Origin of the sequence: Neobacillus sp. B4I6 (assembly GCF_050434045.1) — a bacterium.
Lineage (GTDB): Bacteria > Bacillota > Bacilli > Bacillales > Cytobacillaceae > Neobacillus.
On the sequence record NZ_JBNPWB010000002.1, the window covers coordinates 5595932 to 5622066 of the forward strand.

Genomic DNA, 26135 nt, shown 5'->3' on the forward strand with positions numbered 1-26135 from the left:
GGCTGCCCCCTTTTTTATGAACTATTTTAAGATACACTGTAAAATCCATAGGACTTACTAGTAATCTATTGCTCGAAAATCTTGGCTTGTTAAAATGAAGTCAAAGTAAATGATAGCGTTTTCGTATCACTGAAATAAAGGAAAGCGGGTAAGAATTAATGAATAAAACTGCACATATTATCTCTCACTCCCATTGGGACAGGGAATGGTACTTGCCTTTTGAACAGCACCGTTACTATTTCATAAAGCTTATGAATGATTTGATCGACCAATTCAAAAAAGAAGGCAATGCCTTTCAAGCGTTCCATCTTGATGGCCAGACCGTTCTTTTGGAAGATTATTTTGCCGTTCATCCGGAAAACCGGGAGATCGTTAAACAATTAATCGAAGAGAAAAAGCTGCATATCGGACCGTGGTATGTGCTGCAGGATGCTTTTTTAACAAGCTCTGAAGCCAATGTCCGAAACCTGCAAATCGGTTTAAATGATGCCAAAGCTTATGGGCATGTATCAAAAATTGGCTATTTTCCTGACACTTTCGGCATTTATGGGCAGGCGCCCCAGCTATTAAAGCAAGCGGGGATTGATACGGCGGCCTTCGGAAGAGGTGTAAAGCCGACCGGCTTTAATAACACGGTGTCAGATTCTCCTGATTATGAATCTCCTTATTCCGAGATGATCTGGAAATCACCAGACGGCTCCCATGTATTGGGAATTCTTTTTGCCAATTGGTACTCGAACGGAAATGAAATCCCGGTGGACGAAGAGGAAGCAAAAAAATTCTGGGGTCTGAAGCTCCGCGATGCCGAAAAATATGCGTCCACCAATCAGTTATTGTTTATGAACGGATGTGACCACCAGCCGCTGCAAAAAACGATTCCGCAGGCGATTGAAACGGCAGCTAGTTTATATCCTGATTACACCTTTAAGCATTCCAGTTTTGATGAATATACAGAGGCGTTAAAAGAAGCCCTTCCAGAGAAGCTGCAGGTCATTGAGGGCGAATTGCGCAATCAGCGGACCGATGGCTGGTCGACGCTTGTCAATACCGCATCGAGCCGGATTTATTTGAAGCAATGGAACAACCACTGTCAAACCCTTTTGGAAAAAATCGCCGAGCCGCTCGCGAGCATGGCTTTTTTAGCAGGCGGGACTTACCCGAGGGAATATCTCCGCTTCATGTGGAAGTCATTGATGAAAAATCACCCGCATGACAGCATTTGCGGCTGCAGTGTGGATGAGGTGCACCGCGAAATGGAGACCCGCTTTGAAACGGTTTCCCAAATGGGCGAGGTGTTTGTATCGGAGCAGGCGGCGGAGCTTGCCGGTAAAATTGATACGACTGGCGCACCAGAGGGCGGAATTCCCCTTGTTGTCTTGAATACAACGGGATGGAACAAAGACGAAGTCGTCACGAAAACAGTCGATCTGGAAAAGGTGTATTTTTCGCAAATGCATTTTGAAGAAATCCCAATGTATTTACAGGATAAAGAATTGCCGGCCTACAAGCTGGTCGATCAAGCCGGCAAGACCATCGAATGTCATCTGGAAAACCCGGTGGTGGAGTTTGGCTATGATTTACCGGATGATAAATTCCGTCAGCCGTTTTTTGCCAAACGAGCCAAGCTGTCCTTCTTTGCAGAAAATATCCCGGCATTCGGCTACAAGACCTTCTATCTTATTCCGCAGGAGCAGCCGGCCGGGCAGCGTCCAGAACACGCGGCGGATAGCGGCAGGGAGATGGAAAATGAATATGTTCACCTCCTGTTCCATGAGGATGGCACCTATGATCTAACGAATAAAGCAACCGGCAGGACCTTTCATCGCCTCGGTATTTACGAGGATACAGGGGATGTCGGGAATGAATATATGTTCAAGGAAGCAAAAGGACAGGATCCGATTACGACTAAGGATGTGCCTGCCGTATTCCGTTTCATTGAAAAATCACCGCTTCGAACAGAGCTTGAATTTACGCATACCTTAACCATCCCGGTTTCAGCGGACGACCGATTAGCCATCGAACGGAACCGTTTGATTTGGCATAAGGAAAGAGAAGCAGGCAGATCGAACGAAACGACGACCATCACGCTGTGCACGGTTGCGACTCTCGAAAAAGGAATGAAGGGGCCGGCCTTCAAGCTGACCATTGACAATCAAGCAGCCGATCACCGCCTCCGTGTCCTTTTCCCAACAGGATTGCAAACGGAAACGCACCAGGCGGACAGTATTTTTGAGATTGTGACACGCCCGAATACACCGGAAAAAGAATGGGAAAATCCAAGCTTCGCTCACCATCAGCAGTGCTTCGCCAGTCTTGCGGATGACGAAGTAGGCTTAACCGTGGCCACGGATGGTCTTCAGGAATATGAAATCCTGCCGGCGGACGGAACGATTGCCCTCACCGTACTTCGCTCGGTTGCAGAGCTTGGCGACTGGGGCTACTTCCCGACACCGGAGGCTCAGTGCCTAGGGATTCAAACAGCCGAATGGCAAGTGCTCCTGCATGAAAAAGATGTGATTACGTCAAAAGCATTTGTAGAGGCTTATCAATATAAAGTTCCCCTTCAGGTTATTCAGACAAGCGCTCATGAGGGAACATTGCCAGCTGACCATCAGTTTGTGAAGTGGGAGTCCGAGGGCCTTGCGTGGGCATCGATGAAAGTGGCGGAAGAATGTGATGACGTGATGATTCGCTGGTTTAATCCGGCGCCAGCCAGTAAAAGTCTTAAGGCATCGATCCAGCCGGATTTTAGATCTTATAAGAGTACGATACTTGAAGAACAAACCAATGATTCTAGCGACCAGTATGAAGTGGCTGGCTATGAAATTATTACACTAGGTTTTCAACCAAAGCGATAGGAGAGGGAAAGATGACAGCAGTAATTCCAGAATCGATGCAAAAATTGATCCATCATGTGAAGGAATGTTTTCCTGGGGATGAAAAATTACACCGTATGTTTGAACAATGCTTTGTCAATACGTATACCACGACGCTGAAAAAACTAGAAGACGGAAAAACATTTGTCGTAACCGGGGACATTCCTGCGATGTGGCTAAGAGACTCAGCAGCACAAGTGCGCCCCTATTTGCTTGCTGCAGAGGAGGACGCGGAGCTGGCTGATTTACTCGAAGGGGTCATTCGCCAGCAATTCTCCTTTATCTTACATGATCCTTATGCCAATGCGTTTAATGAAACGGAAAATGGCAAGGGGCATCAGACCGATCTTACCAACATGACACCCCATATTTGGGAACGGAAATACGAAATTGACTCTTTATGCTATCCGATCCAGCTTGCCTATCTGTTTTGGAAGTCAACCGGACGTACTTCCTATATAAAAGAAACACTCCAAGAAGTGCTGGAGACGATTATCCATGTTTGGAGGACGGAGCAGGATCATGAAAACAAGTCTCCTTACCGGTTTGAGCGGGCCGATGTGCGCCAGTCCGATACATTGATCCGCGAAGGAAAAGGAGGGCGTGTGGTTCCGACCGGAATGACCTGGAGTGCCTTCCGCCCAAGTGATGATGCCTGCACATACGGATATTTGGTCCCGGCGAATATGTTTGCCGTTGTCGTGTTAGGGTATGCGGCGGAAATGTGTGATGAGGTGCTAAAGGATTCTTCCTTAAAAGAAGAGTGCTTAAAGCTTCGTGAGGAAATCAGGCAGGGGATTGAACAATATGCGAAATTGGACCACCCGATCTACGGAGAGATGTATGTCTATGAAACCGATGGGGAAGGCCGCGTCCATCTAATGGATGATGCCAATGTTCCAAGTTTGCTTGCAGCCCCGTATTTAGGGTACCAGCCATTTGATGATGCGACGTATCTCAATACAAGAAAGTTCCTTTTGAGCAGGGATAATCCTTATTATTACGAGGGTAAATATGCCAATGGCATCGGCAGCCCACATACGCCAGATCACTATATTTGGCATATTGCGCTTGCCATCCAGGGGATGACCGCGGTAAGTGAAGCGGAAAAACAGCAAATTTTGGCTTATTTTAAAAACACCGATGGCGGGACGAATTTTATGCACGAAGGCTTTAACGCTGACTGTCCGGAGGAATTTACAAGAGATTGGTTCGCGTGGGCCAACACGATGTTCAGTGAATTCGTGCTGAGTTTAACCGGTAGAGCCGTAAAAGGAAGTCCGCTTTATCATCAATTCATGAAAAATTACAGCAATCAAGCTTAAGTTTATTTTTGAGCAGGTTATTGGAAAGGGTGGTGCCGTATGAAAAAAGTTCCATGGATCATTGTCGTTTGTGAATGGATATGGAGGGCAATCTCAGCAAATTTATGCTGGATTGCCTTTACCGCCTTGGGACTGGGAGTATTTGGCTTTTTCCCTGCAACTGTTGCCCTGTTTACTATAGTCCGTAAATGGCTGAGAAAAGATACAGATGTCCCTGTTTGGAAGACGTTTAAGCATGTGTATTTCAAAGAATGGAAGCGAAGCAATGGAATAGGCCTTGTTTTTTACATCATTGGCCTTTTTCTGTTTATCGATATCAGGATTATAGAGAGCTTTATGTCAGGTGTTTTTGCTAGTTTTATTTCGATTATCCTTTACATCCTAGTGATTGTTTTAATAGTAGCTGTTGGCTATTTCTTTGCCATCTATGCCCATTACGAGCTTTCCAGTAAGGAATATATCAAACAGTCCTTTCTCATTACCGTAACGGGTCTACCTTCAACCATATGGATTGGCGCCGGTTTTTTTGTGATTGGCTACCTGATCAATCAGGCTCCTGGCCTCATCCCGTTTATTTCTGCGGTGGCTCCTGCCTTTTGGATAATGAGGGTTTGTCTCAGCCGATTTGTCTTTTTAGAGAAAAGAGCACAGCAGTATTAATATTATGGAAAATACAGGGGGAAAACAAGTGGAACTGTTCTTAAAGGGAGACACATCTTCAGTAGCAGTTGGTCTTGAGTTTGTTTCAAAACGATTAAATGTCCAACTTTCTACTGATGGTTATCCGATTCAAGTGAAACATCAGAAAGGGCCGTTAAGGGTTTTGAATAAAGGCGGACAAGGGGAAATTTCGTTTGAAAAGCCGGTTCATTTTTTCCGGGCGCTCGGATTGTGGCTGGAGAATTTTCAAAAAAGTAACGAATTCGATTTAACAGAGAATCCACAGTTTAACATGAGTGGTGTGATGCTGGATGCGTCGAGAAATGCGGTTCCCACCGTTGCTGAAGTGGAGAAGCTTCTCCAGCACATGGCGGTGATGGGATTAGACACCCTGATGCTCTATACGGAGGATACGTATGAGGTGAAGGAATATCCTTATTTTGGATATATGCGGGGGAGATATACGTTTGAGGAGTTAAAAGCCTGCGATGAATATGCAGGGAAGCTCGGAATTGAAATGATCCCTTGCATTCAAACATTGGGCCACTTACGGGAAGCCCTTAAATGGAATTATGCCTCCGGATTCAAAGACACAGATGATATCTTACTCGTGGATGAGCCCACAACGTATGAGTTTTTAGAGAGCTGTCTAAAAGCAGCCTCCGAGCCATTTCGGACCAAACGGATTCATATCGGCATGGATGAGACGTTTCAGCTTGGCTTAGGAAAATATTTAGAGAAGCATGGTTTTGAACACCATATTGATCTCATGAATCGACATCTGCAAAAGGTGGTCTCCATTACCGATAAGCTGGGTCTAAAACCGATGATTTGGAGCGATATGTATTTCCCATTGTTTGCCGAAAACAGCCCCTATAAGGATGAAAGCGGCAGCATCCGTCAAAATATTCTTGACGGAATTCCGGATGTGGAGCTTGTTTATTGGAACTATTACCGGAAAGAACAAGAAGTGTATGAACGAGATTTTCAAAACCATAAGCTTCTCGGCACCACGCCGATTTTTGCCGGCGGGGCTTGGACCTGGAATGGACTAGCGCCGAACTATGGCAAGGCGATTGCGACAACAGAAGCCGCACTGGCTGCCTGCAAAAAGGAAGGGATCGGGGAAATCTTTGTCACATTGTGGGGGGATAACGGGGCCGAAACGCCGTTTGCGGCAGCTTACCCGATTTTGCAATTATTTGCCGAGCACACCTACCAGAAGGAAGTGTCAATTGAAAAGGTATCAGAGCGCTTTGGATTTTGCGGTGATGGGCATTTTGCTGATTTTATGAATTTGAAATTATTAGATGAAACACCGGGTGTCATGGAGGATAACATGAATACCTCGATGACGTCGAAAGTGCTGCTCTACCAAGATAGTTTAATAGGTTTATATGACGAGAATGTCCGCGGTCTTTCTCTAGGGGAGCATTATCAGCAGCTGGTCCCGGTGCTTGAAAAAGCCAAACAAGAGAATCCAGCATGGGAAGCCGTGTTTGATGTATATGAACAGCTGGCGCGGGTGCTGGCTGACAAAGCGGAAATCGGCATAAAGATTATAGAGGCGTATCAGAACACTAATTATGAGCAAATGAAATCCATTCTTATTACTTTAGATAGAATCCAGGCGAATGTTGATCGTTTAAGGCAAAAGCACCGAGACGTCTGGTTTGCAGCGTACAAGCCATTTGGCTGGGAAGTGATCGATATTCGTTATGGCGGTGTCATTACCCGAATTGATTCCGTCAAATACCGGATTCAGGGGTGGCTCGAGGGAAGGATTCCCCGGATTGAGGAATTGGAAGAAAAACGATTGCCTCATGATGGGCCATGGGAAATGGCTAATGGGCTGGTAGGCGGCAATGTCTATCATCGGATCGTCACTGCAGGAAACTTTTCATTGTAATAACTAATCATGACGAGGTGAAAACATGTTCTTAACGGAAAGAAAATTTGAAGAGCGCATCAGGGAATTAGAGGGTTACCGGTACCGGGACCTTGTAGGTATGAATCCATTTTACGTACAAGAAGATGATGGTGCAATCGGCGCCTATCCACCGGCTGCCTATGATGAACAAAATGTGATGAAAATCGGCGACTACTGGAAAGGCCGCGATCGCTATTTATGGCTTCATGCAGAGATTGATACTCATTTGCCATATGCCGATCGGCAGATTGTCGGTCTATTCTCGTTTGGAAAAACGGGCGGGGGTAATAATTCAGGCTTTGAATCTCTCCTCTTTGTCAATGGCAAACCCTATCAAGGTGTCGATTCCAACCATGAAGAAGTTCTCTTCGATGATCAGACGGCAAAGGGGCCGATGCGCTTGGATTTCAGGCTCTGGTCGGGACTTGAGGGTGGAGGGAACCCGACAGAAAATGAATTTAAACTGCAAATGGCCGTGATCGGCTGGCTTGATCGCCGCGTAGATAACCTTTATTATACGCTGTTAGCCGCTAATGAGGTGTTAAAAGAAACAAGTGAGTCGGACTCCGCTTATACTATTTTGAAAAAGTTGATTTCTGATGCCCTACAATTCATAAATTGGACCGAGCCCGGCAGTCCTGAATTTTATCAGTCCTGTTATGAGGCGGAGGAGAGTCTTACAGCAGCGATTCAGTCCTTCACCAAATCATCAGACATCACGATCCACACAGTGGGCCATACCCATATTGATGTGGCTTGGCTTTGGCGGTTAAAAAATACAAGGGAGAAATCCGCTCGTTCCTTTTCAACGGTCTTGCATTTAATGAAGCAATTCCCTGAATATTTATTCTTGCAAACACAACCGCAGCTCTATGACTATATCAAAACGGATTATCCTGAGATTTACGCTCAAATAAAGGAAAGAGTGGCAGAAGGCAAGTGGGAGGCCGGCGGCGCGATGTGGCTTGAGGCTGACTGTAATATTCCCAGCGGCGAATCGCTTGTCCGCCAAATCCTTCACGGGAAAAACTATTTTAAAGAAGAGTTTGGCGTCGATTGTAAGTATCTATGGCTTCCGGATGTGTTTGGCTACAGCTGGGCGCTGCCGCAGATCTTAACAAAATCAGGCATCAAAACGATGATGACGACCAAAATCAGCTGGAACCAGTATAACCGGATGCCGCACGATACCTTTTACTGGAAAGGAATCGATGGATCGGAGATTTTAACGCATTTTATTACGACGCCAGAGCCATGGAATTCCCCCGACTCTTGGTTCTATACGTATAATGGCTTTGTTACCGCGAAAACGGTGAATGGCGCTTGGAAAGGCTATCGTGATAAGGAGTTATCCAAAGATTTGCTTCTTTCCTATGGATATGGCGATGGCGGCGGCGGCGTCAACCGGCATATGCTTGAAATGCGCCGCAGATTTGATTCACTGCCAGGGGTGCCGAATGTTAAAACGTCGACGGCTGGGGAATTTTTTGACAAGCTTCACCGGAATGTTTCGGAAGCGGATGGCTATATCCATAAATGGGATGGCGAGCTGTACCTGGAGTACCATAGAGGCACCTATACCAGCCAGGCATTTATGAAGCAGATGAATCGAAAATTGGAGCTTTTATACAGACGGGCCGAATTCCTGACTTCGTGGCTTTCTGAAAATGGCCAATGGGTGGGAAATGACGAGCTGAAAAATGGCTGGAAGATTATTTTGCGCAATCAATTCCATGATATTATTCCTGGTTCCTCCATTCGTGAAGTGTATGAAGATGCCAAGGAAGAATATCAGGAGGCGCACCGCCTAGTTGAAAACCTTGAAACCCGTATCATCCAGCATGGAATCGAACAGGATGACCACTCTGTCGTGTTAGTGAACGCGACCCACCATCAGGGGAAGAAAAATGTGGCGGTACCTCAATTTGCTGACTTTGCCGGAGGTGTTTGGAAAAACAGTAAAGGGGAAACCTTAACCCATCAAAAACGGGATAACGGCTGGCTCATTGAGGTCGACACCCTTCCATCCTTTGGTGCTAAGACTTTATATTTTGAGCCGGTGGTAACCGTTCAGGAAACGAAATCGAATTTTATCTATCAGGATCGAAAATTAGAGACACCGTATTACCATGTTGAATGGAATGAATTCGGTCAAATGACGTCCCTGTTTGATATGGAAGCCAATCGCCAAGTTCTCGCTGAAAATCAAAAGGGGAATATCCTGCAAATTTTTGAAGATAAGCCGCTTGCCCATGATGCTTGGGATATAGATATCTTTTATCAAGAAAAAATGGAAGAAATCCGTGATTTAGTAACATTTGAAGTAGTGGAAAATGGTCAATTGACGTTTACGCTTCTTGCCAAGTGGACGTATCACCATTCTGCAATTTCTCAGCGGGTCGTATTCTATCACAATGACCGCCGCATTGATTTTGAAACAACGGTGGATTGGCATGAAAAGAGAAAATTACTGAAGGCAGCCTTCCCTGTGGATATCCGCGCAACCGAGGCCGTCTATGATATTCAATATGGAAATGTGAAGCGCCCAACCCATTGGAATACAAGTTGGGATTTGGCCAAATTTGAAACGGTCGGCCATCAGTGGGCCGACCTGTCAGAACCGGACTATGGGGTAAGTTTACTGAACGATTCCAAATATGGCTACGACATTAAAGAAAATACAATGCGGATCACCTTATTAAAATCAGCGATTCATCCTGATCCACAAGCAGATCAAGGAACCCATTCGTTTGTTTATTCGCTTTATCCGCATAAGGGGGAATGGCGCAAAGCGAAGACGGTGGAGAAAGCGTGGGATTTGAACGACCCTGTTGCCGCTGTCGAAGGGAAATGGGCAAAGGAAGAGTCATTCCTGGAAATGGATTCGGACCATGTTTGGATTGATGCCATTAAGCCAGCTTATGATGGTAACGGTATCATTATCCGCTTGCACGAATATGAAGGACGAAGAGGCAAGATTTCTCTGGATGTTGCCAGAGGCATCACCTCATGGGTGGAGACCAATTTGATGGAAGAACCAATCGGAGAAGAGTCTGCATCACCGATTGAGGTTGAAATCAAACCGTATGAGATTAAGACTTTTCGAGTTTTATAGGACGAAAATGAACCCACTGGGGCTGCCCCAGTCGGTTGTTGACTTTTTTAGCCTAAATGTTGTAAAATTCTAAGATTTTTGCACTTAATCCAAAATTAGTCAACTATAAATGGGTCTCATTTCACTATAGAATAAGTATATGGAAGTGCTTACATAACAAGCGGGGGGAGGAGAAAGATGAAAAGGATATTAAACGATCTCTATAAAAATCGAGTTTGGCTGCTTATGGTGTTACCAGGAACAATTTGGCTGTTGTTATTTTCATATTTGCCGATGTTTGGACAAGTATTGGCCTTTAAAAAGTTCCGGATTGATCCCGATGGGTTTTTTGCCAGCGTTATGAATAGTGAATGGGTTGGCTTGGACAATTTCAAATATTTATTCAGTACGAATGATGCGTGGATTATTACCAGAAATACCATACTCTACAATCTTGTCTTTATTGTATTAGGGCTTGTAACTGCGGTTGCAACAGCTGTCTTGCTTAGTGAGTTAATCAATAAAAGGCTATCAAAGGTTTACCAAACTTCTATCTTGTTCCCGCATTTTATTTCTTGGGTTATCGGCAGTTACTTTGTCTTCACTTTCTTAAGTACGGAACACGGTTTGTTAAATCATATTCTTGGCTGGTTCCATGTTGACCCTGTTTCGTGGTATAGCGAGTCGAAATATTGGCCGTTTATTCTCGTGTTTATGAGCATGTGGAAAGGTGTAGGTTACGGCAGTATCGTTTATTTAGCATCCATCGTTGGGATTGATCGGACGTATTATGAGGCAGCGATGATTGATGGCGCTTCAAAATGGAAGCAGATTAAACATGTTACCTTGCCAATGCTTAAGCCATTAATGATTATCTTAACCATTATGAATATTGGCCGGATATTCAACTCGGATTTCGGATTGTTTTATCAAGTGCCAAGAGATTCGGGGGCTCTATATGGAGTGACAAATGTTATTGATACATTCGTATACCGCGGTCTTATGAATCTGGGGGATATTGGTATGAGTACGGCAGCAGGTCTATATCAGTCGGCTGTTGGATTTACCCTCGTTATGATTACCAACTACATTGTCCGAAAAGTGGATGAGGAAAGTGCCTTGTTTTAATGTTCATTTCTTTACGAAGGGAGGAAAAGTCGCCCGGCGGCTAATGATATGCCAAAACTAGAACAAACCCATTCATCGCTTGCTATTTCAAAACCAGTAGAAGAAAGTAAAAAGGCTGAGGCTAAGATCAGCAGGAAAAAGTATCGAGGTCCTCAACATATGCATCCGGCCGCAAATGCCATTATTAGTGTGCTGCTTGGAATTCTCGCGTTTACGTGTATCTTTCCTTTTATCTATGTCATTATCATTTCGTTTACAAGTGAGGAAAGTATTGTCAGGAACGGTTTTCAACTGATCCCGAAGGATTGGAGCATGGATGCTTATCATTATCTATGGAGTATGAAGGAGTCCTTTTTCCGCTCTTATGGTGTCACGATTTTTATTACGATTTTCGGTACAATGATCAGTGTGTTCATGATTACCTTTTATGCCTACGCGATTTCAAGACCGCAATTTAAGTATCGAAAATTTTTCACGTTCCTGGCATTCTTTACCATGCTTTTCAGCGGCGGGCTAGTGCCGACTTACATCGTTGTCACCCAATTTTTGCATTTGAAAAATTCCATTTGGGCATTGATCCTGCCACTTGCGATGAATGCGTTTTACATTATCATCATGAGAACTTTCTTCATAAAGTCCGTTTCTGAATCTATTTTAGAATCGGCAAGAATCGATGGGGCAAGTGAATGGAGGATCTTCTTCCAAATCATCTTCCCGCTTTCCTTACCGGGGATTGCCACGATTGCCTTGTTTAGTACACTGGGTTATTGGAATGACTGGTTTACAGCCTTGCTTTATATTGATAACCCCAATCTGGTGCCGCTTCAAGCTTTACTCATGAAAATAGAGGCAAATCTTGAATTTATGAGAAAAAATATGGATGTTGCGATCATGCAGAAAGGTTTATTTGATACGATTCCGCAAGAATCGGCCAAAATGGCTATGGTTGTAATCGCTACCTTACCAATTGCTGTCTCCTATCCGTTCTTTCAAAAGTACTTTATTAGCGGACTGACGATTGGCGGCGTTAAAGAATAATCAACAGAAAGAGGAGAAGAGGAATGAAGAAAAAGAAGTTAGGCATTATTCTCGCATCCGTACTGGCAGCTGGAACCCTTCTATCTGCATGCACAAGCAAAGACAGTGCCACATCCGAAAAAAGCGGAAAAAATGGCGAACCTTATGAAATTAAATGGTACACCATTGGAACCCCGCAAAAAGATACTGAAAAAGTCTTTGCAGAAGTCAACAAGTACACAAAGAAAAAAATCAATGCCACAGTAAAAATGACGCAAATTGACTGGGGTGATTGGGATCAAAAATCACAGGTGATGATCAATTCAGGGGAACCCTTTGATATCATCTTTACGAATGGTACCTCTTACGTTCAAAATGCCCAAAAAGGTGCATTTAAGGACATTGACGATATGTTAGGAAAAGAGGGCAAAAAACTTAAGGATACTCTTAATCCTGCCCTGTTAGAAGGAATTAAAGTCAATGGAAAAATTTATGGCGTCCCTACTAATAAAGAGGCAGCAAGACAATCGGTTTATACCTTTAATAAACGCCTTGTAGACAAATACCACTTTGATCTTTCAAAAGTAAAAACCTTGGAAGACCTTGAACCGATGCTAAAAACTATTAAAGAGAATGAACCTGGCGTAACTCCAATGGCTACATTTAAAGCCTATCTGCCATACGATTATATCTTTAATAATGAAATGCCATTTGCCTTTGCTATGGAAGGCGATAGAGACCATGTGATTAACCAATTTGAAACTGATTTAACCATGAAAACCTATAAAACCATGCATGAATATTATAAGGCTGGATTCCTTAAAGAAGATGCTGCGACAAGTAAAGACAGCTGGCCAATGGATGTAGAAAACTGGTTTGTCCGTATGGGTGATTCTCAGCCATATGCTGATTTATTATGGTCTCGCTCGGCTAAGTATGATGTTGTTTCCGTTCCGGCTGAAGATCCGATTACGATTAATGATTCTGTATCCGGTTCCATTCAGGCCATCTCAGCAACTTCCAAGAATCCTGAGAAAGCAATGGAATTCCTGACACTGCTTAACACTGACCCATACCTCCGTAACCTTGTTGACAAAGGTATAGAAGGCGTTCATTACGAAAAAAATGACGATGGATCGATTAAAGACCTTCCAGCACGTGTAGATCGTTATAATGTTCCAGCCTATTCACTTGGAAACTTCTTTATTTTGGATTTGTATGAAAATGATCCTAAAGATAAGTGGGATAAATTCGAAGAGTTTAACAAATCAGCAAAAACAGCGCCAACACTTGGTTTCCATTTTAACAGCGACCCAGTAAGATCTGAGCTTGCATCGATTACGAATATTTCAAAAGAATTCTATCCGGCATTGGCAACAGGTTCTGTTGACCCAGAAGAGTACTTGCCAAAATATAATAAGAAGTTAAAAGAAGCTGGCATTGACAAAGTCTTAAAAGAAATTCAAAAGCAATTTGACGAATGGAAGAGCAAGCAAAAATAATAACAAAAAAGTCAAGCTGGGTGGAAAATCTCAGCTTGATTTTATTTAAACTGTGCAGGCTGTTGCGGATTCGTATCCAGTGGTAGACTAGAAAAAACAATAAGTAATTTGAGGACATCAAAATGGGATTAAGAAAAAAAGGACGTTTTACTCAAAAAATATTTAATAAACTATTCTTGGCATCATCTATCACTATTATTGTAACCATCATTATTTTAATCGTTACGATTACGAACTATTACTCCGAAGTTATTATTCAAAAAGAAGTGAACGTCAATACCAGAACGATGGAACGGGTAGAGGATTACTTTTCCGCTAAAGATGCAGATATTAATCGATCTAAAAGGGATTTTTATGTAAAAGGGGATGTCATTGACGATATTTCTTTTGCCCTTCAAAACGGGTATGCGAAATATTTGGAATACCGTCTCGATAAATTTTCGGAGGCAAAGTCATTTGTACCGAATAATATTGATACGTATTTCAATGCCTATTTCGGTCAAGATAGCGATATTAATGCGATCAGTTTACGTTCGTTGGAAACCCCTTCTGTAGAATACCTGCTCATTTATCAATATTTACGATGGAATAAAAGCATCATCGATCATTCCATGGATGTGGGCGGCCCCCTTCTTTTAGAAGGGATTCCCAGGTTTGGCGGGGATGGTATTCCAAGAGTCAGGCAACTAACAGATACCTTTACCAAAAAGATCGTCGTAAACAATCCAGTGACATTGAAAAAAATAGGTGAGATTACTATATTTTATTCTACTAATCGTCTAGACAAAATGGTCAAAAAGCGCGATGGAGTGCCTGCTTCCTTTTTTATCATGGATGCTGAGGGCAAAATCATCTATTCCGTAAATAAGGGTGATGTTCCCTTAGATATGATCAAACAGATAAAGCCTGAAACAAATGAGAAAAAAATAAAGTGGCAGAATGACCATTTTTATATAAGTACCATTGCGAACCAGGGTGATTATACGTATGTCAGTGTTATTCCAGATAGAGGGTGGCAAAAGCTGACGATTGTCAGGGGAACCATGTGGGGAGTTATTATATTCTTCATCATTATTTCAATTTTAATTTCCTATTCCTTTACTCGAAATTATTCAAGGCGTATTAATAAAATTGTTTCGATTATTCGGCAGGTTGAGAATGGAAATCTGGATGCCAGGATACCAGAATCTAAACATGAAGATGAATTATCAAGGATTGCCGTCAATATCAATTCGATGTTAGATGAATTGAATAATTATATTGAACAATTTTACCTACTAAATTTAAAGCAGCAGCAAGCGGAATTGAAAGCGCTTCAGGCACAAATCGATCCTCATTTTTTATTTAATACGTTAGAGGCAATACGGATGGTAGCGGTCGTAGAGGGTTCAAAAACTTCAAGTAAGATGATTTTCCATTTATCAAAGCTATTCCGCTACTCGTTAGAGTCAAAAGACACGGTGCCTTTATATACAGAAATTGAATATGTAAATCAGTATTTAAAATTAATGCAATTTAAATTCCCAAACAAATTACAGGTCGATATTGATATACCTAGTGATGTGGATCAAACACCCGTGCAAAAGCTCATTTTGCAGCCAATCATTGAAAATTATTTTGTTCATGGTTTTAGAAAGGACCGTTCTGACAATGAGTTACACATTCGTGCTACTCAGCTTGAGGAAACGTTGGAAATCACAGTGGAGGATAATGGTAAGGGGATAACGGAGGAGGATCTTGCGATGATTGTCCGGCATCTTAATTGTGAAGAGGGAGATGAAATGGATTCAATTGGATTAAGAAATATCCATCAACGTTTAAAACTGAAATATGATGACACATTCGGCATTTCTGTGAAAAGTATCAAAGATAAAGGAACGATTGTGACACTTTCTATTCCAGTAAGAGGGAACAGCTATGTATAAGGTGCTTCTTGTCGATGACGAACCGTTAATAACGATAGGTCTTCAAGCTCTCCTGGATTGGGAGGACTATGGGTTTGAAATTGTGTCGCGTGCCGAGAGCGGGGAAGAGGCTCTTGCTTATCTTAAAGAACATCCAGTCGACCTCCTTATTACAGATATATTAATGGGAGAAATGTCCGGTTTAGACTTAATTGAGGAAGCGAAAAAAATCCAGCCGAAGGTGAAATGTATTATTTTAACTGGTTACCAAGAGTTCGAGTATATTAAGCAAGGTCTGTTATTAGGGATTGAAAACTATTTAGTCAAACCTGTGGATGAGGAAGAATTATTAACGACCATTCAAAATGTAGGCCGGAAAATGAATGTAGTGTCAGGAGGTAATCAGGCACAGGAACCGTCAACCCTATTGGATAATACCTTATGGCGGTTTTTAAATGGGGAGATTGAGAAGAATGACTGTCTGGAAAGATTGTCATTATACGATATCCAGTTTACTCAGCCGTATTATGCTGTTTCTATTTTAAGCTTTGAAAACTATTACAGGGTTGAGGTTTTAAAGAGAATTAGAGGCTTTATTGAGGACCATTGCTCAGCTGTTTGTTTATATAGTCCAAATCAAGACTTAGTCATTATTTTGGGGAGCGAAAAGGAAGAGGAATTATATCGATTTAACCAAGGCCTGGTTGAGCATTTAAAAGATGAAAAAAGCGGGGCCGGTTTGTTCTATTTAGCGATGGGAAGGCCGGTAAAAACAGTAGATGAATTAGAAGAGAGTTTTATGAAAGCAAGGGAATATAGCTTATTACAGCTTTATTCATGCCCAAACGTGCTTCTTTCCGAACATTTGACGATTGATAAGCATGAAGAATTAAAAAAACAGCAAGAATTTAAAGAAACGATTGTAAAGCAGCTATTGAAAGCGGAGGGAGAAGTTTTACAACGGATTGATTCATTTTTTCAGGATCTCACCAAGAATTCCAGCTTTATCTCCCCACCAGCTGCCAGAAAATATATCTTTGATTTACTTTCGTATATCCATTATTCGTTGCAGCCGAACGATCTCTCCTATCATACAGCTGCAATCGAAAGAATAGTGTATAGTTCTGATATTGACGAGATGAAAGCCATTTTGAAGGAATATTGCCAGGAATTAATTTTTTCGATCCACAAACAAGTCAATAATCGAAGTCCGATTGTCCAAAATGTCCTTGATTATATCCATGCCCACTATGATGAAGGGATTTCATTAAAAACTTTGGGCCAGCAGTTTCATGTAAATGCCATATATTTGGGACAATTATTTCAAAAAGAAGTAGGGGCGGTTTTTTCGGAATACCTAAACCGATACCGATTGGAAAAGGCAAAGGAACTCCTCAAAACCACCCATTACCGTGCAGGTGAAATTGGCAAAAAGGTCGGGTATTCGGATACGGCTTATTTCTATAAACAGTTCAAAAAAAGTGTCGGAACCACACCAAGCGAATGGAGAAAAATTAAATAAAAAGATGGAGATGAACAATGGATATTAGTTTGCATGAACATAACCTTACCTATCGTTTCCCAAAAAACTTTTGGTGGGGAAGTGCCGCATCAGGCCCGCAAACGGAAGGCGCAGCGCTGATGGATGGAAGAAAGCAAAGTATCTGGGATTATTGGTACAGCATAGAGCCTGCTTGTTTTCATCATGAAGTTGGCCCGGAACATACATCGGATTTCTATCATCGGTTTAAAGAAGATATCCAGCTGATGAAAGAAACGGGCCATAACTCCTTTCGGACCTCGATTCAATGGTCACGTTTGATTCCGGATGGAACCGGTAAAGTAAATGAGAGGGCCGTTTACTTTTACAATCAGGTCATCGATGAATTGATTGCTCATGACATCGAACCATTTATGAATTTATACCATTTTGATATGCCGATGTGCATGCAGGAAAAAGGCGGATGGGAAAGCCGGGAAGTCATCGATGCCTATGTGAATTATGCAGAGACCTGCTTTCGCTTATTTGGCGGACGTGTGAAATATTGGTTTACCTTTAACGAACCGATTGTCCCGGTTGAGGCCGGGTATTTATATAATTGGCATTATCCTAATGTGACAGACTTCAAACGGGGGGCAACGGTTGCCCACCATACCATTGTAGCCCATGCGAAGGCAGTAGATGCCTTTAAAAAATTAAAGGTTGACGGGAAAATTGGCATTATCCTAAATCTCACACCATCTTATCCACGAAGTCAGGATGCCGAAGATGTAAAGGCTGCCCATATTTCTGATTTATTCTTTAACCGCAGCTTCCTTGATCCGGTCACAAAGGGGGAATATCCTAGTGACTTGGTTGATATTTTAAAAGAAAGAGACCTGCTTCCAACCGTGGAAGCCGGTGATTTGGAAGTGATTGGAAATAATCCGATTGATCTATTAGGCGTGAACTACTACCAGCCACGCCGCGTTAAAGCGAAAGAGGAGCCTGAGCCGGAGAATGCTCCGTTTATGCCGGAACACCTCTTTGATCCGTATATCATGCCAGGACGGAAAATCAATCCGCACCGCGGTTGGGAAATCTGCGAGGAAGTTATCTATGATATTATGATTGACCTCCGTGACAACTATAGTAATCTGCCATTCTTTATTTCGGAAAATGGAATGGGTGTTGAAGGGGAAGAAAAGTTCCGTCATGTGGGAGGGTTTATTGAGGATGATTATCGGATTGAGTTTATCCAGGAACACTTGAAATGGGTGCATAAAGCGCTTGAAGAGGGAGCGAATTGCTTGGGATATCACCTATGGACTTTCATGGATAACTGGTCATGGACGAACGCATATAAAAATCGATATGGATTAGTGGAAGTAGATTTAAAGAACCATTTAACTCGAACGGTTAAAAAATCAGGGAAATGGTACAAACAGTTGTCCGAAAACAATGGGTTTTAACCATCCAATGGATAGAGGACGAAAATGATTAATAAAGGTGAGTCGGATGAAAGTGTACATGGTATTCGATATGGGCGGCACCTATATAAAATATGCTGTTATGGATGAAGAAGGAAAGAAATTAGAAAGTGGGAAGTTTCCAACTCCTTGTGAAGGATTAGAAAGTTTCTTGCAAAAACTTAGCCAAGTAACAAAAGAATATTTGAATTCATTTGAATTGCAAGGCATTGCTTTAAGTTCACCCGGTGCTGTAGATGTTAATACGGGGTTTATTGGCGGTGCCAGTGCGATTCCGTATATACATGGAGTTTGTATGACTGACCTCATAAGGGAGCGAACGGGTTTCCCGGTATCAATAGAAAATGATGCCAATTGCGCCGCTTTGGCGGAAGGATGGTTAGGCGCAGCAAAAGGAACGGAATACTATATTTGTATTGTCATAGGTACCGGAATTGGCGGCAGTATCGTCATTAACCAATCGATCTTACGCGGGGCTTCGCTTCACGGCGGGGAGTTCGGCTACATGATCATGGGGCCACAGTCAAAAAATCCGCTTGATCAAACCTGGAGCAAGACTGCTTCGACCCATGCGTTAGTGGAGGAGGTTGCCAGGAGAAAATCACTGGCAAAAGGAACGTTGACCGGTGAACAAGTATTTCTTCTTGCCGATGAAGGTGACACGATTGCCAAAGAGTGTATTGCAGAATTATATAAACGGCTCGCCAACGGAATTTATAATTTAAAATATGCCTTGGACCCGCAAAAAATCCTCATTGGCGGCGGCATCAGCAAGCGGCAGGAAGTGATTGACGGGATCAATCGTGAATTGAAGAGGTTAAGGGATGATATTTCCACGTTAGATATTAAAGTGGAAGCGTGTCAATTTGGTAATGATGCCAACTTAATCGGGGCGTTGTTTCATTTCCTGAAGGGTGCAGGCCGGTTTAATGAATAATAGATTAGGAGGAGTTGCGAATGCTTGGTGGAATTGAAGCTGGCGGCACAAAAATTGTTTGCGCGGTAGGAGACGAAAAGGGAACGATCGTGGACCGAATTCAAATCCCTACCACTACCCCGGATGAAACGATTCCGAAGGTCATTGAATTTTTTAAAAAATACCCGATCGAAGCGATTGGAATTGGATCGTTCGGTCCAATTGATGTTAACCGGGAAAGTCCCATATACGGGCACATCACGTCTACCCCAAAACCAGGATGGAAGGATTATCCGTTTGTGCAAGGGTTTGAGGATGAATTTGGGGTTCCCATCGGATTTAATACGGATGTGAATGCCGCCGCGTTAGGCGAGGCGACTTTTGGTGCAGCCAAAGGGCTGGAAAGCTGCTTGTATATAACGGTTGGAACAGGAATTGGAGCAGGAGCGCTCGTTCAGGGGCAGATGCTTCAAGGGCATTCTCATCCGGAAATGGGGCATATTTTGGTTAGGCGTCATCCGGAGGATCCATATCAGGGGCGGTGCCCGTACCATGGTGATTGTCTGGAAGGATTGGCGGCCGGCCCTGCCATTGAAGAGCGCTGGGGACAAAAAGGAATTGAGTTAGTGGACAGAAATGAAGTATGGGAATTAGAAGGCTACTATATCGCCCAGGCACTGATGCAATATATTTTGATTCTTTCTCCGAAAAAGATTATCCTGGGCGGCGGCGTCATGAACCAGAAACAGGTATTCCCTTCTATCTATCAGCATTTGAAGGAATTTCTGCGTAATTATGTTTCATTGCCGGAGCTGTCAGAATATATTGTAAGCCCTGGTTTAGGCAATGATGCAGGGATTACAGGGGCGCTTTTGCTGGCCCATCAGGCATTGACTGAAAGCAATAAATAATATTAATAGAAGAAACGTGCCACCTCGAAGGGTGGTACGTTTTTTTTTGTGGGCAAAAGACTTTATTTTAACCAATGAATCTATGTTTTTGCCAATAGGACGGAGGGGATCGTACTGCTAAAATAATGGAAAGGCTTACATGGGTGCCGGTTTATGGCACTAAAGGAGGTGGAGTTTATCAAAAATTTAAACAACCTAATTTAACGATTTTCGAAATATTTCTAACTTAAATCTATATAAATGTAAGGTATGTAAATTTTCAGGTTACATAAGGAAGAAAAAATGTTCGTTTTTAAAAAGTTAAAGTCGTTTTATCTTCCTTTTAAAAAGGATTTTATCTGGTCGCTGCTCTTTATGCTGCTTGTCGCTGCGATTACCGTCATCTATCCGGTCATTTTGCAGGTAACCATTGATGATGTCGTGCTTGGGCGGAAATATGACTGGGTGCCGTGGATTGCCTTGGGATTTATCGTGATCATGGGGGTAAAAGCCTTCTCTACTTTCATCCAGCATTATTTGGCAGATATGTTCGGCATTAAATCCGTGTATTTGCTCCGAAATGCCCTATATGAAAAGCTGCAACGGCTATCCTTCAGTTATTACGATAACGCAAAGACGGGGGATCTAATGTCCCGTTTGACCGCTGATGTGGAAGGTTTTCGTTTTTTTGTATCCTTCGGCTTTAGCGAGGTCCTTCGCTTTGTCATTGTCGTGGGCACCAGTCTTTGTGTGATGTTCTATTATTCCGTCTCCCTGACTCTGGTCACGATGATGTCGCTGCCTTTTTTAAGTGTGGTGGTTTATAAGTTCGACAGAGCCGTCCATCCGGCATTCCGCGGGATTCGCGAATCGTTCGGCCGCTTAAATACAATGGTGCAGGAGAATATTAACGGGATCCATACGGTTAAAGCCCTGTCCAAAGAAAAGGAGGAAATGAAGCGCTTTAACTCCTCCAATCAAGAGTACAGGACCAAACAGCTATATACGTCGGGGGTATGGTCGAAATATTTCCCACTGATGGAGCTGATCGGCAATATTTCCGTTGTCTCCCTACTGGCATATGGCGGATTTCAGGTGATCAATGGAGCCTTAAAGCCTGGGGAGCTTGTCGCTTTTTACAGTCTTGTTTGGTATATTATTTGGCCGATTATGAACCTGGGATTCACCATCAATATGTTCTCCCAGGCAAAAGCTTCCGGCGAGAGACTTCTGGAAGTATTAGAAGCGGATGAAACGATTTTTGACGGCGATGACATCAGGAGTACCGGCAGAATGGAAGGCAAGGTGGCCTTCAATCAGGTCACGTTCCACTATCGAACGGAGGAGTCAGAAGCGCTCAAGGAGATTACTTTTTCCGCGCTTCCAGGGACAACAATTGGGCTTATTGGCGCAACAGGTTCCGGGAAAACAAGCATCATTCAGCTTCTGTCCCGCTTTTATGAACCGACTGCAGGTGAAATTCGGATTGATGATCGTCCTATTCAGGAATATGGGTTGAAAATGCTGCGTTCGCAAATTGGCGTTGTATTACAGGAAACCTTTCTGTTTTCATCCACCATCAAGGCAAATATCGCTTACGGAAGGCCGGATGCGGAGATGGAGGAAATTATCGATGCGGCCAAACGGGCGCAGGCCCATGATTTTATTATGGAGCTGCCTGAAGGATATGACACGAAGCTGGGAGAACGGGGGATGGGGCTCTCCGGGGGGCAAAAACAACGGATTGCGATTGCACGAGCCATCTGTATGAATCCTGCGATTCTCATTTTAGATGATTCAACAAGTGCGGTCGATATGGAAACCGAATTTCAAATTCAAAAGGCCCTCCGCGAGGTCATGAAGGGAAGAACGACGCTTATTATTGCCCATCGTATTTCATCACTAAAGCATGCCGATGAAATATTGGTGCTGGATCAGGGAAGAATCATCGAACGTGGTACACACGAACAGCTGCTTGCCCATGATGGATCGTACCGGCGCATCTACAACATTCAATATCAAGATCAGGCAGCCATTATGCAAAAGACGGGAGGGTAAGTGAAAACATGGAGGAAAAACGAAAGAAACAACTAATCCTCGAGCGGTTTCATTACTCTCAGGATGAAGTGATTGATAAATCGTTTAACTGGAATCAGATGTGGCGCTTGCTGCAATACTTAAAGCCCTATACGAGAAATTTACTGCCCCTTTCGTTTATGGCTGTGATCATTTCAACATCCATCCGTTTAATCATACCGATTTTAATTGGCGTCTATACACTTGACAAGGCGCTTGTTGAAAAAGATACAACCTTATTACTCCAGCTGATTTTCATCATTCCAGGGCTGTATGTTTTATCCTATTTTGTCAATTTGCTAAGAATCCGTTGGATGAACAAGCTTGGGCAAAATGTCATTTATGATTTGCGGAAGCATTTGTTTACACATGTGCAGTCCCTATCGCACAGGTTCTTCGACCAGCGTTCGGGCGGGTCGATTCTTGTACGGATTATGAATGATATTAATTCATTGCAGGAGTTGTTTACAAGTGGTGTTATTAATCTATTAACCGATTTTCTCCTATTGCTTGCGACGATTATTATCTTATTTTCTTTGAATGCAAAATTAACGGTTGCGATTATGGTGATTTTGCCGATTATGTTTTTCATCTCCACCAGCCTGCGAAAAAAGATCCGGCTGCAGTGGCAATCGGTTCGGCTCGTCCAGTCGAAGCTCAATTCCCATTTAAATGAAAGTATTCAAGGAATTCGCGTCACACAGGCCTTTACCCAAGAAAAAGAAAACATTCAATTTTTTAAGGGAGTCAACCAGGAAAACTTTGAAACTTGGAAACAAGCTGTCCATAAAAATGCCATGTTTGGACCGTTTGTCGAGATCACCAATGCTATCGGGACGGCCATTCTCATTTGGTACGGGGCTTTTCTTGTCGCGGGCGGTGAAAGTACAATCGGGGAGTTTGTATCCTTTGCCTTTTATTTAGGGATGTTCTGGGAGCCGATTTCACGTCTTGGTCAGCTGTATAATCAGCTGCTGATCGGGATGGCGTCTTCGGAGCGGATTTTTGAGTTTTTAGATGAAAGGCCGATTGTGGCGGAGGCTTCAAACCCGTTGGTTCTCCCTTCTATTAAAGGGCAGATTGATTTTGAGGATGTGGAGTTTTCCTATGATGCCTCGCGGAGGGCGTTAAACGGTATTTCTTTTTCCATAAAATCGGGGGAGACGGTCGCGCTTGTGGGACATACGGGCTCCGGGAAAACGACCATTGCCAACTTGATCAGCCGCTTTTATGATGCTACCTCAGGTGTTGTAAAAATCGATGATCATCCCATTCACGAATTGTCGATTGCCAGCCTTCGTTCGCAAATTGGTGTGGTCCTGCAGGAAACGTTTATCTTTTCAGGAACGATTTTGGAAAATATTCGTTTTGGAAATCCGAAAGCAAGTGACGAGGAAGTGATTGCTGCAGCGAAGGTAGTAGGAGCCGATTCGTTTATTAACCAGCTTGCCAATGGCTACCAAACGGAGGTGGAAGAGCGGGGCAATATCTTGTCTGTGGGTGAGCGCCAGCTACTTTCTTTCGCCAGAGCCCTTCTCGCTAGGCCGAAAATTCTCATTTTGGATGAAGCCACCGCAAGTATTGACACGGAAACAGAGGTCAAGATTCAAAAGGCATTAAGAACGTTATTAAAAGGAAGAACAGCGATTATGATTGCGCACAGGTTATCGACGATCAGGGAAGCCGACAAAATCTTGGTGCTTGATCATGGAAAAATTCTTGAGCAGGGAAACCATGACACTCTGATGGCTAAACAAGGAGTTTATTATGAATTAGTGAAAGCCCAATACAAAATGCTTGATGTGGTGTGATGGCTGACACCAAATTATGGACCTAGGCAAACGAAGGTGGAGGGGTTGTAAAATGATAAAAGAGCTCTTAAAGCCCGTCATAGAAAGAAAAATGCCATGGTGGTCGATAAGAGCCATTCATAATGCCTATCAGCCCAAAAATTTTGCTATGTCGGTCGAGTAAGAGCGGTTCATAAATTTTTGAAATAATAACAAAAAGCCTAATCAATTGAGGATTAGGCTTTTTGTTGGTAATTCCAAGTAATTAAAATAATACCGTTTTAACTTGGTTCTGTTTGATCGGAACGTTAAAGTGATTATCTTCTAATTTCAGTGGAGCTATTGGACGTTCGTTTAGGTTACCTTCCTGTACATGTTCAATGGAACGGTTAACAGTAAATGCTCCCTGTGTTTCTGCTTCTGTTGGGTTAAAGAAGCGGAGAACGAAGCGATCTTCTTTTTCTGCCTTTTTCAGTGTGCTAAGAACAGTTGTCTTGCTAGTTTCTTGTAAGAAACTAAAGCTTACTAAAATTTAGTGCCTGTCACGCCCCGATAACTTTGCCTCTGGTTAGGCAGACTGATTTACTGTATTATTCTAAAAGACTACAACATTTTTTGATATGGGATATGTGTTATATAAAATCAAATGGACGAGACTGCGAAGTTAATAACAGACTTTTTCAAAAGAAGGCCAAAGTCACACGGATAACTATACTTCAATTTCCTGTATAATATGGATAGACTATCAATAGGTGATGAAAGACAGGAGAGAATGCCATGCAACTTGAAAAATTTATTAATCGAAGAAAAACACATTCGGTTAAATGGTACATAGAAGATCAAGATATTATTCCATTATGTATTGCCGATATGGATTTTCAAGTTTCAGAAGAAATAGTAAATGCCATAAGTCAAAAAGCAACGCACGGAATTTACGGCTATAGTACGTTTTGCGAGCGTTATTATGATGCTGTTCAGTATTGGTGGAAAACACAATACGATTGGGAGTTAAAACGAGAGTGGATTTCTTTTAGCCCGGGAATCATTCCTGGAATTAATTTATTGTTAAATGCATTAACACAACCAGGTGATGCGGTTATCGTGCAAGATCCTGTATATTATCCGTTCTTTTCTACGATTGAAACACAAGGTTGTACCATTTTAAACAATTCACTTGTTTATTCGAATGGTTCATATGAAATGAATTTTGAAGACTTTGAGGAAAAAGCATCACATCCCAATACGAAAGTATTTATTTTGTGTAGCCCTCACAATCCAGTAGGTAGAGTGTGGACTCGGGAAGAATTACAAAAAATTGGAGAAATTTGTGATGAACATGGTGTCTTTGTTATTTCGGATGAAATGCATGGGGATTTAACTTACTCAGGTTATAAACATACACCATTTGCAACGGTTCATCCAAACCATTTAAAGTTTTCTATTACATGTGCTGCACCGAGTAAAACATTTAACATTGCGGGAATGCAAAGCTCTATATTTATTATTCCGAATAAAGATGTTAAAGAAAAGTATGAAGCGCTTTTAACAGGATACGGATTAATGCGGCCAAATGCCTTTGCAGTGGAAGGGACGATTGCTGCCTACTATAGAGGATTACCTTGGCTTCAAGAAGTAAAGAGTTATTTAGAAGGGAATCTTCAATATGTTTGTTCGTTTCTAAAAGAATATATTCCTTCAATTAGAGTAGTGAAACCAGAAGCAACCCATTTGATTTGGCTAGATTGTCGTGAACTAGGAATTCCACACGAAGAATTGCATACGTTCTTCTTAGAAAATGTAAGAGTTCGCCTCGATGAAGGAATGAAGTTCGGTAAAGGTGGATATGGTTTTGAACGTATAAATATTGCATGTTCGCGTGAGGTTCTAACTGAAGCTTTACTTAGAATGAAAAATGCAGTAAAAGGAAAAGAAGAAACTTCCTAACGTGTTTTGAACTGACACATAGTTCGGGGACACTAATAAAACACTTCTTTTCCAAGGCTTATTTCTTATATGGATTTCAATATCTTGATGAAAAATACAAAAAAACTAATGCT

Annotated in this window: 17 protein-coding genes; 16 read left to right on the forward strand and 1 reads right to left on the reverse strand. The window is 42.5% G+C overall.

Annotation, left to right across the window (positions count from 1 at the left end; genetic code table 11):
* The first annotated feature begins 158 nt into the window (after nt 1–158).
* The 15 genes from QF028_RS29865 to QF028_RS29935 all read left to right on the forward strand — a co-directional run bounded on the left by QF028_RS29865 (nt 159) and on the right by QF028_RS29935 (nt 24099).
* Nucleotides 159–2858 carry an alpha-mannosidase gene (locus tag QF028_RS29865; RefSeq protein WP_429471163.1) on the forward strand — a complete coding sequence of 900 codons (2700 nt, stop codon included), beginning with the start codon at nt 159–161 and terminating at the stop codon, nt 2856–2858.
* 11 nt (nt 2859–2869) lie between these two features.
* Nucleotides 2870–4201: a glycoside hydrolase family 125 protein gene (locus QF028_RS29870; protein ID WP_429471165.1), complete on the forward strand. Its 1332-nt coding sequence runs from the start codon at nt 2870–2872 to the stop codon at nt 4199–4201.
* 39 nt (nt 4202–4240) lie between these two features.
* Nucleotides 4241–4861 (forward strand): YesL family protein, encoded by a 621-nt coding sequence (locus QF028_RS29875; RefSeq protein ID WP_429471167.1) that lies wholly within the window; start codon nt 4241–4243, stop codon nt 4859–4861.
* 28 nt (nt 4862–4889) lie between these two features.
* The gene (locus tag QF028_RS29880; protein ID WP_429471169.1) at nt 4890–6770 is read left to right on the forward strand and encodes a beta-N-acetylhexosaminidase; all 1881 of its coding nucleotides are present in this window, start codon (nt 4890–4892) and stop codon (nt 6768–6770) included.
* A 25-nt stretch (nt 6771–6795) separates the two neighbouring features.
* Entirely contained in the window at nt 6796–9906 is a 3111-nt protein-coding gene (locus tag QF028_RS29885) for an alpha-mannosidase (RefSeq protein WP_429471170.1), read from the forward strand.
* Between the two features lie 177 nt (nt 9907–10083).
* Nucleotides 10084–11013, forward strand: coding sequence for an ABC transporter permease (locus tag QF028_RS29890; RefSeq protein ID WP_429471172.1), 930 nt, complete (start codon nt 10084–10086; stop codon nt 11011–11013).
* A 159-nt stretch (nt 11014–11172) separates the two neighbouring features.
* Nucleotides 11173–12051 (forward strand): carbohydrate ABC transporter permease, encoded by an 879-nt coding sequence (locus QF028_RS29895; protein ID WP_429472607.1) that lies wholly within the window; start codon nt 11173–11175, stop codon nt 12049–12051.
* Nucleotides 12052–12074: 23 nt separating this feature from the next.
* Nucleotides 12075–13532 (forward strand): ABC transporter substrate-binding protein, encoded by a 1458-nt coding sequence (locus QF028_RS29900; protein WP_429471174.1) that lies wholly within the window; start codon nt 12075–12077, stop codon nt 13530–13532.
* 122 nt (nt 13533–13654) lie between these two features.
* Entirely contained in the window at nt 13655–15457 is a 1803-nt protein-coding gene (locus QF028_RS29905) for a sensor histidine kinase (RefSeq protein WP_429471176.1), read from the forward strand.
* The gene (locus QF028_RS29910) at nt 15450–16958 is read left to right on the forward strand and encodes a response regulator (protein WP_429471177.1); all 1509 of its coding nucleotides are present in this window, start codon (nt 15450–15452) and stop codon (nt 16956–16958) included. The genes QF028_RS29905 and QF028_RS29910 overlap by 8 nt, the downstream gene beginning before the upstream one ends.
* Nucleotides 16959–16975: 17 nt before the next feature.
* Complete coding sequence (locus tag QF028_RS29915; RefSeq protein WP_429471179.1) at nt 16976–18388, forward strand: glycoside hydrolase family 1 protein; 1413 nt, start codon at nt 16976–16978, stop codon at nt 18386–18388.
* A gap of 46 nt (nt 18389–18434) precedes the next feature.
* Nucleotides 18435–19343 (forward strand): ROK family protein, encoded by a 909-nt coding sequence (locus tag QF028_RS29920; RefSeq protein WP_429471181.1) that lies wholly within the window; start codon nt 18435–18437, stop codon nt 19341–19343.
* A 20-nt stretch (nt 19344–19363) separates the two neighbouring features.
* Entirely contained in the window at nt 19364–20233 is an 870-nt protein-coding gene (locus tag QF028_RS29925; RefSeq protein ID WP_429471183.1) for an ROK family protein, read from the forward strand.
* Between the two features lie 282 nt (nt 20234–20515).
* Nucleotides 20516–22270, forward strand: a complete 1755-nt coding sequence (locus tag QF028_RS29930) for an ABC transporter ATP-binding protein (protein ID WP_429471185.1) — start codon at nt 20516–20518, stop codon at nt 22268–22270.
* 8 nt (nt 22271–22278) lie between these two features.
* Nucleotides 22279–24099: an ABC transporter ATP-binding protein gene (locus QF028_RS29935; RefSeq protein ID WP_429471187.1), complete on the forward strand. Its 1821-nt coding sequence runs from the start codon at nt 22279–22281 to the stop codon at nt 24097–24099.
* A gap of 244 nt (nt 24100–24343) precedes the next feature.
* Here QF028_RS29935 and QF028_RS29940 read toward each other — a convergent pair whose 3' ends face one another.
* Nucleotides 24344–24610, reverse strand: coding sequence for a glycosyl hydrolase-related protein (locus QF028_RS29940; RefSeq protein ID WP_429472609.1), 267 nt, complete (start codon nt 24608–24610; stop codon nt 24344–24346).
* A 245-nt stretch (nt 24611–24855) separates the two neighbouring features.
* Here QF028_RS29940 and QF028_RS29945 point away from each other — a divergent pair, with 245 nt between their 5' ends.
* Nucleotides 24856–26022 carry a MalY/PatB family protein gene (locus tag QF028_RS29945; protein ID WP_429471189.1) on the forward strand — a complete coding sequence of 389 codons (1167 nt, stop codon included), beginning with the start codon at nt 24856–24858 and terminating at the stop codon, nt 26020–26022.
* Nucleotides 26023–26135: the final 113 nt, after the last annotated feature.

Bases quoted from the DNA above. Each gene is read 5' to 3' on its own strand.
- QF028_RS29925 (WP_429471183.1), top strand. From the start codon at position 19,364: ATGCTTGGTGGAATTGAAGCTGGCGGCACAAAAATTGTTTGCGCGGTA.
- QF028_RS29920 (WP_429471181.1), top strand. From the start codon at position 18,435: ATGAAAGTGTACATGGTATTCGATATGGGCGGCACCTATATAAAATAT.
- QF028_RS29935 (WP_429471187.1), top strand. From the start codon at position 22,279: ATGGAGGAAAAACGAAAGAAACAACTAATCCTCGAGCGGTTTCATTAC.
- QF028_RS29900 (WP_429471174.1), top strand. From the start codon at position 12,075: ATGAAGAAAAAGAAGTTAGGCATTATTCTCGCATCCGTACTGGCAGCT.
- QF028_RS29865 (WP_429471163.1), top strand. From the start codon at position 159: ATGAATAAAACTGCACATATTATCTCTCACTCCCATTGGGACAGGGAA.
- QF028_RS29915 (WP_429471179.1), top strand. From the start codon at position 16,976: ATGGATATTAGTTTGCATGAACATAACCTTACCTATCGTTTCCCAAAA.
- QF028_RS29895 (WP_429472607.1), top strand. From the start codon at position 11,173: ATGCATCCGGCCGCAAATGCCATTATTAGTGTGCTGCTTGGAATTCTC.
- QF028_RS29870 (WP_429471165.1), top strand. From the start codon at position 2,870: ATGACAGCAGTAATTCCAGAATCGATGCAAAAATTGATCCATCATGTG.
- QF028_RS29890 (WP_429471172.1), top strand. From the start codon at position 10,084: ATGAAAAGGATATTAAACGATCTCTATAAAAATCGAGTTTGGCTGCTT.
- QF028_RS29945 (WP_429471189.1), top strand. From the start codon at position 24,856: ATGCAACTTGAAAAATTTATTAATCGAAGAAAAACACATTCGGTTAAA.
- QF028_RS29910 (WP_429471177.1), top strand. From the start codon at position 15,450: ATGTATAAGGTGCTTCTTGTCGATGACGAACCGTTAATAACGATAGGT.
- QF028_RS29875 (WP_429471167.1), top strand. From the start codon at position 4,241: ATGAAAAAAGTTCCATGGATCATTGTCGTTTGTGAATGGATATGGAGG.
- QF028_RS29905 (WP_429471176.1), top strand. From the start codon at position 13,655: ATGGGATTAAGAAAAAAAGGACGTTTTACTCAAAAAATATTTAATAAA.
- QF028_RS29885 (WP_429471170.1), top strand. From the start codon at position 6,796: ATGTTCTTAACGGAAAGAAAATTTGAAGAGCGCATCAGGGAATTAGAG.
- QF028_RS29930 (WP_429471185.1), top strand. From the start codon at position 20,516: ATGTTCGTTTTTAAAAAGTTAAAGTCGTTTTATCTTCCTTTTAAAAAG.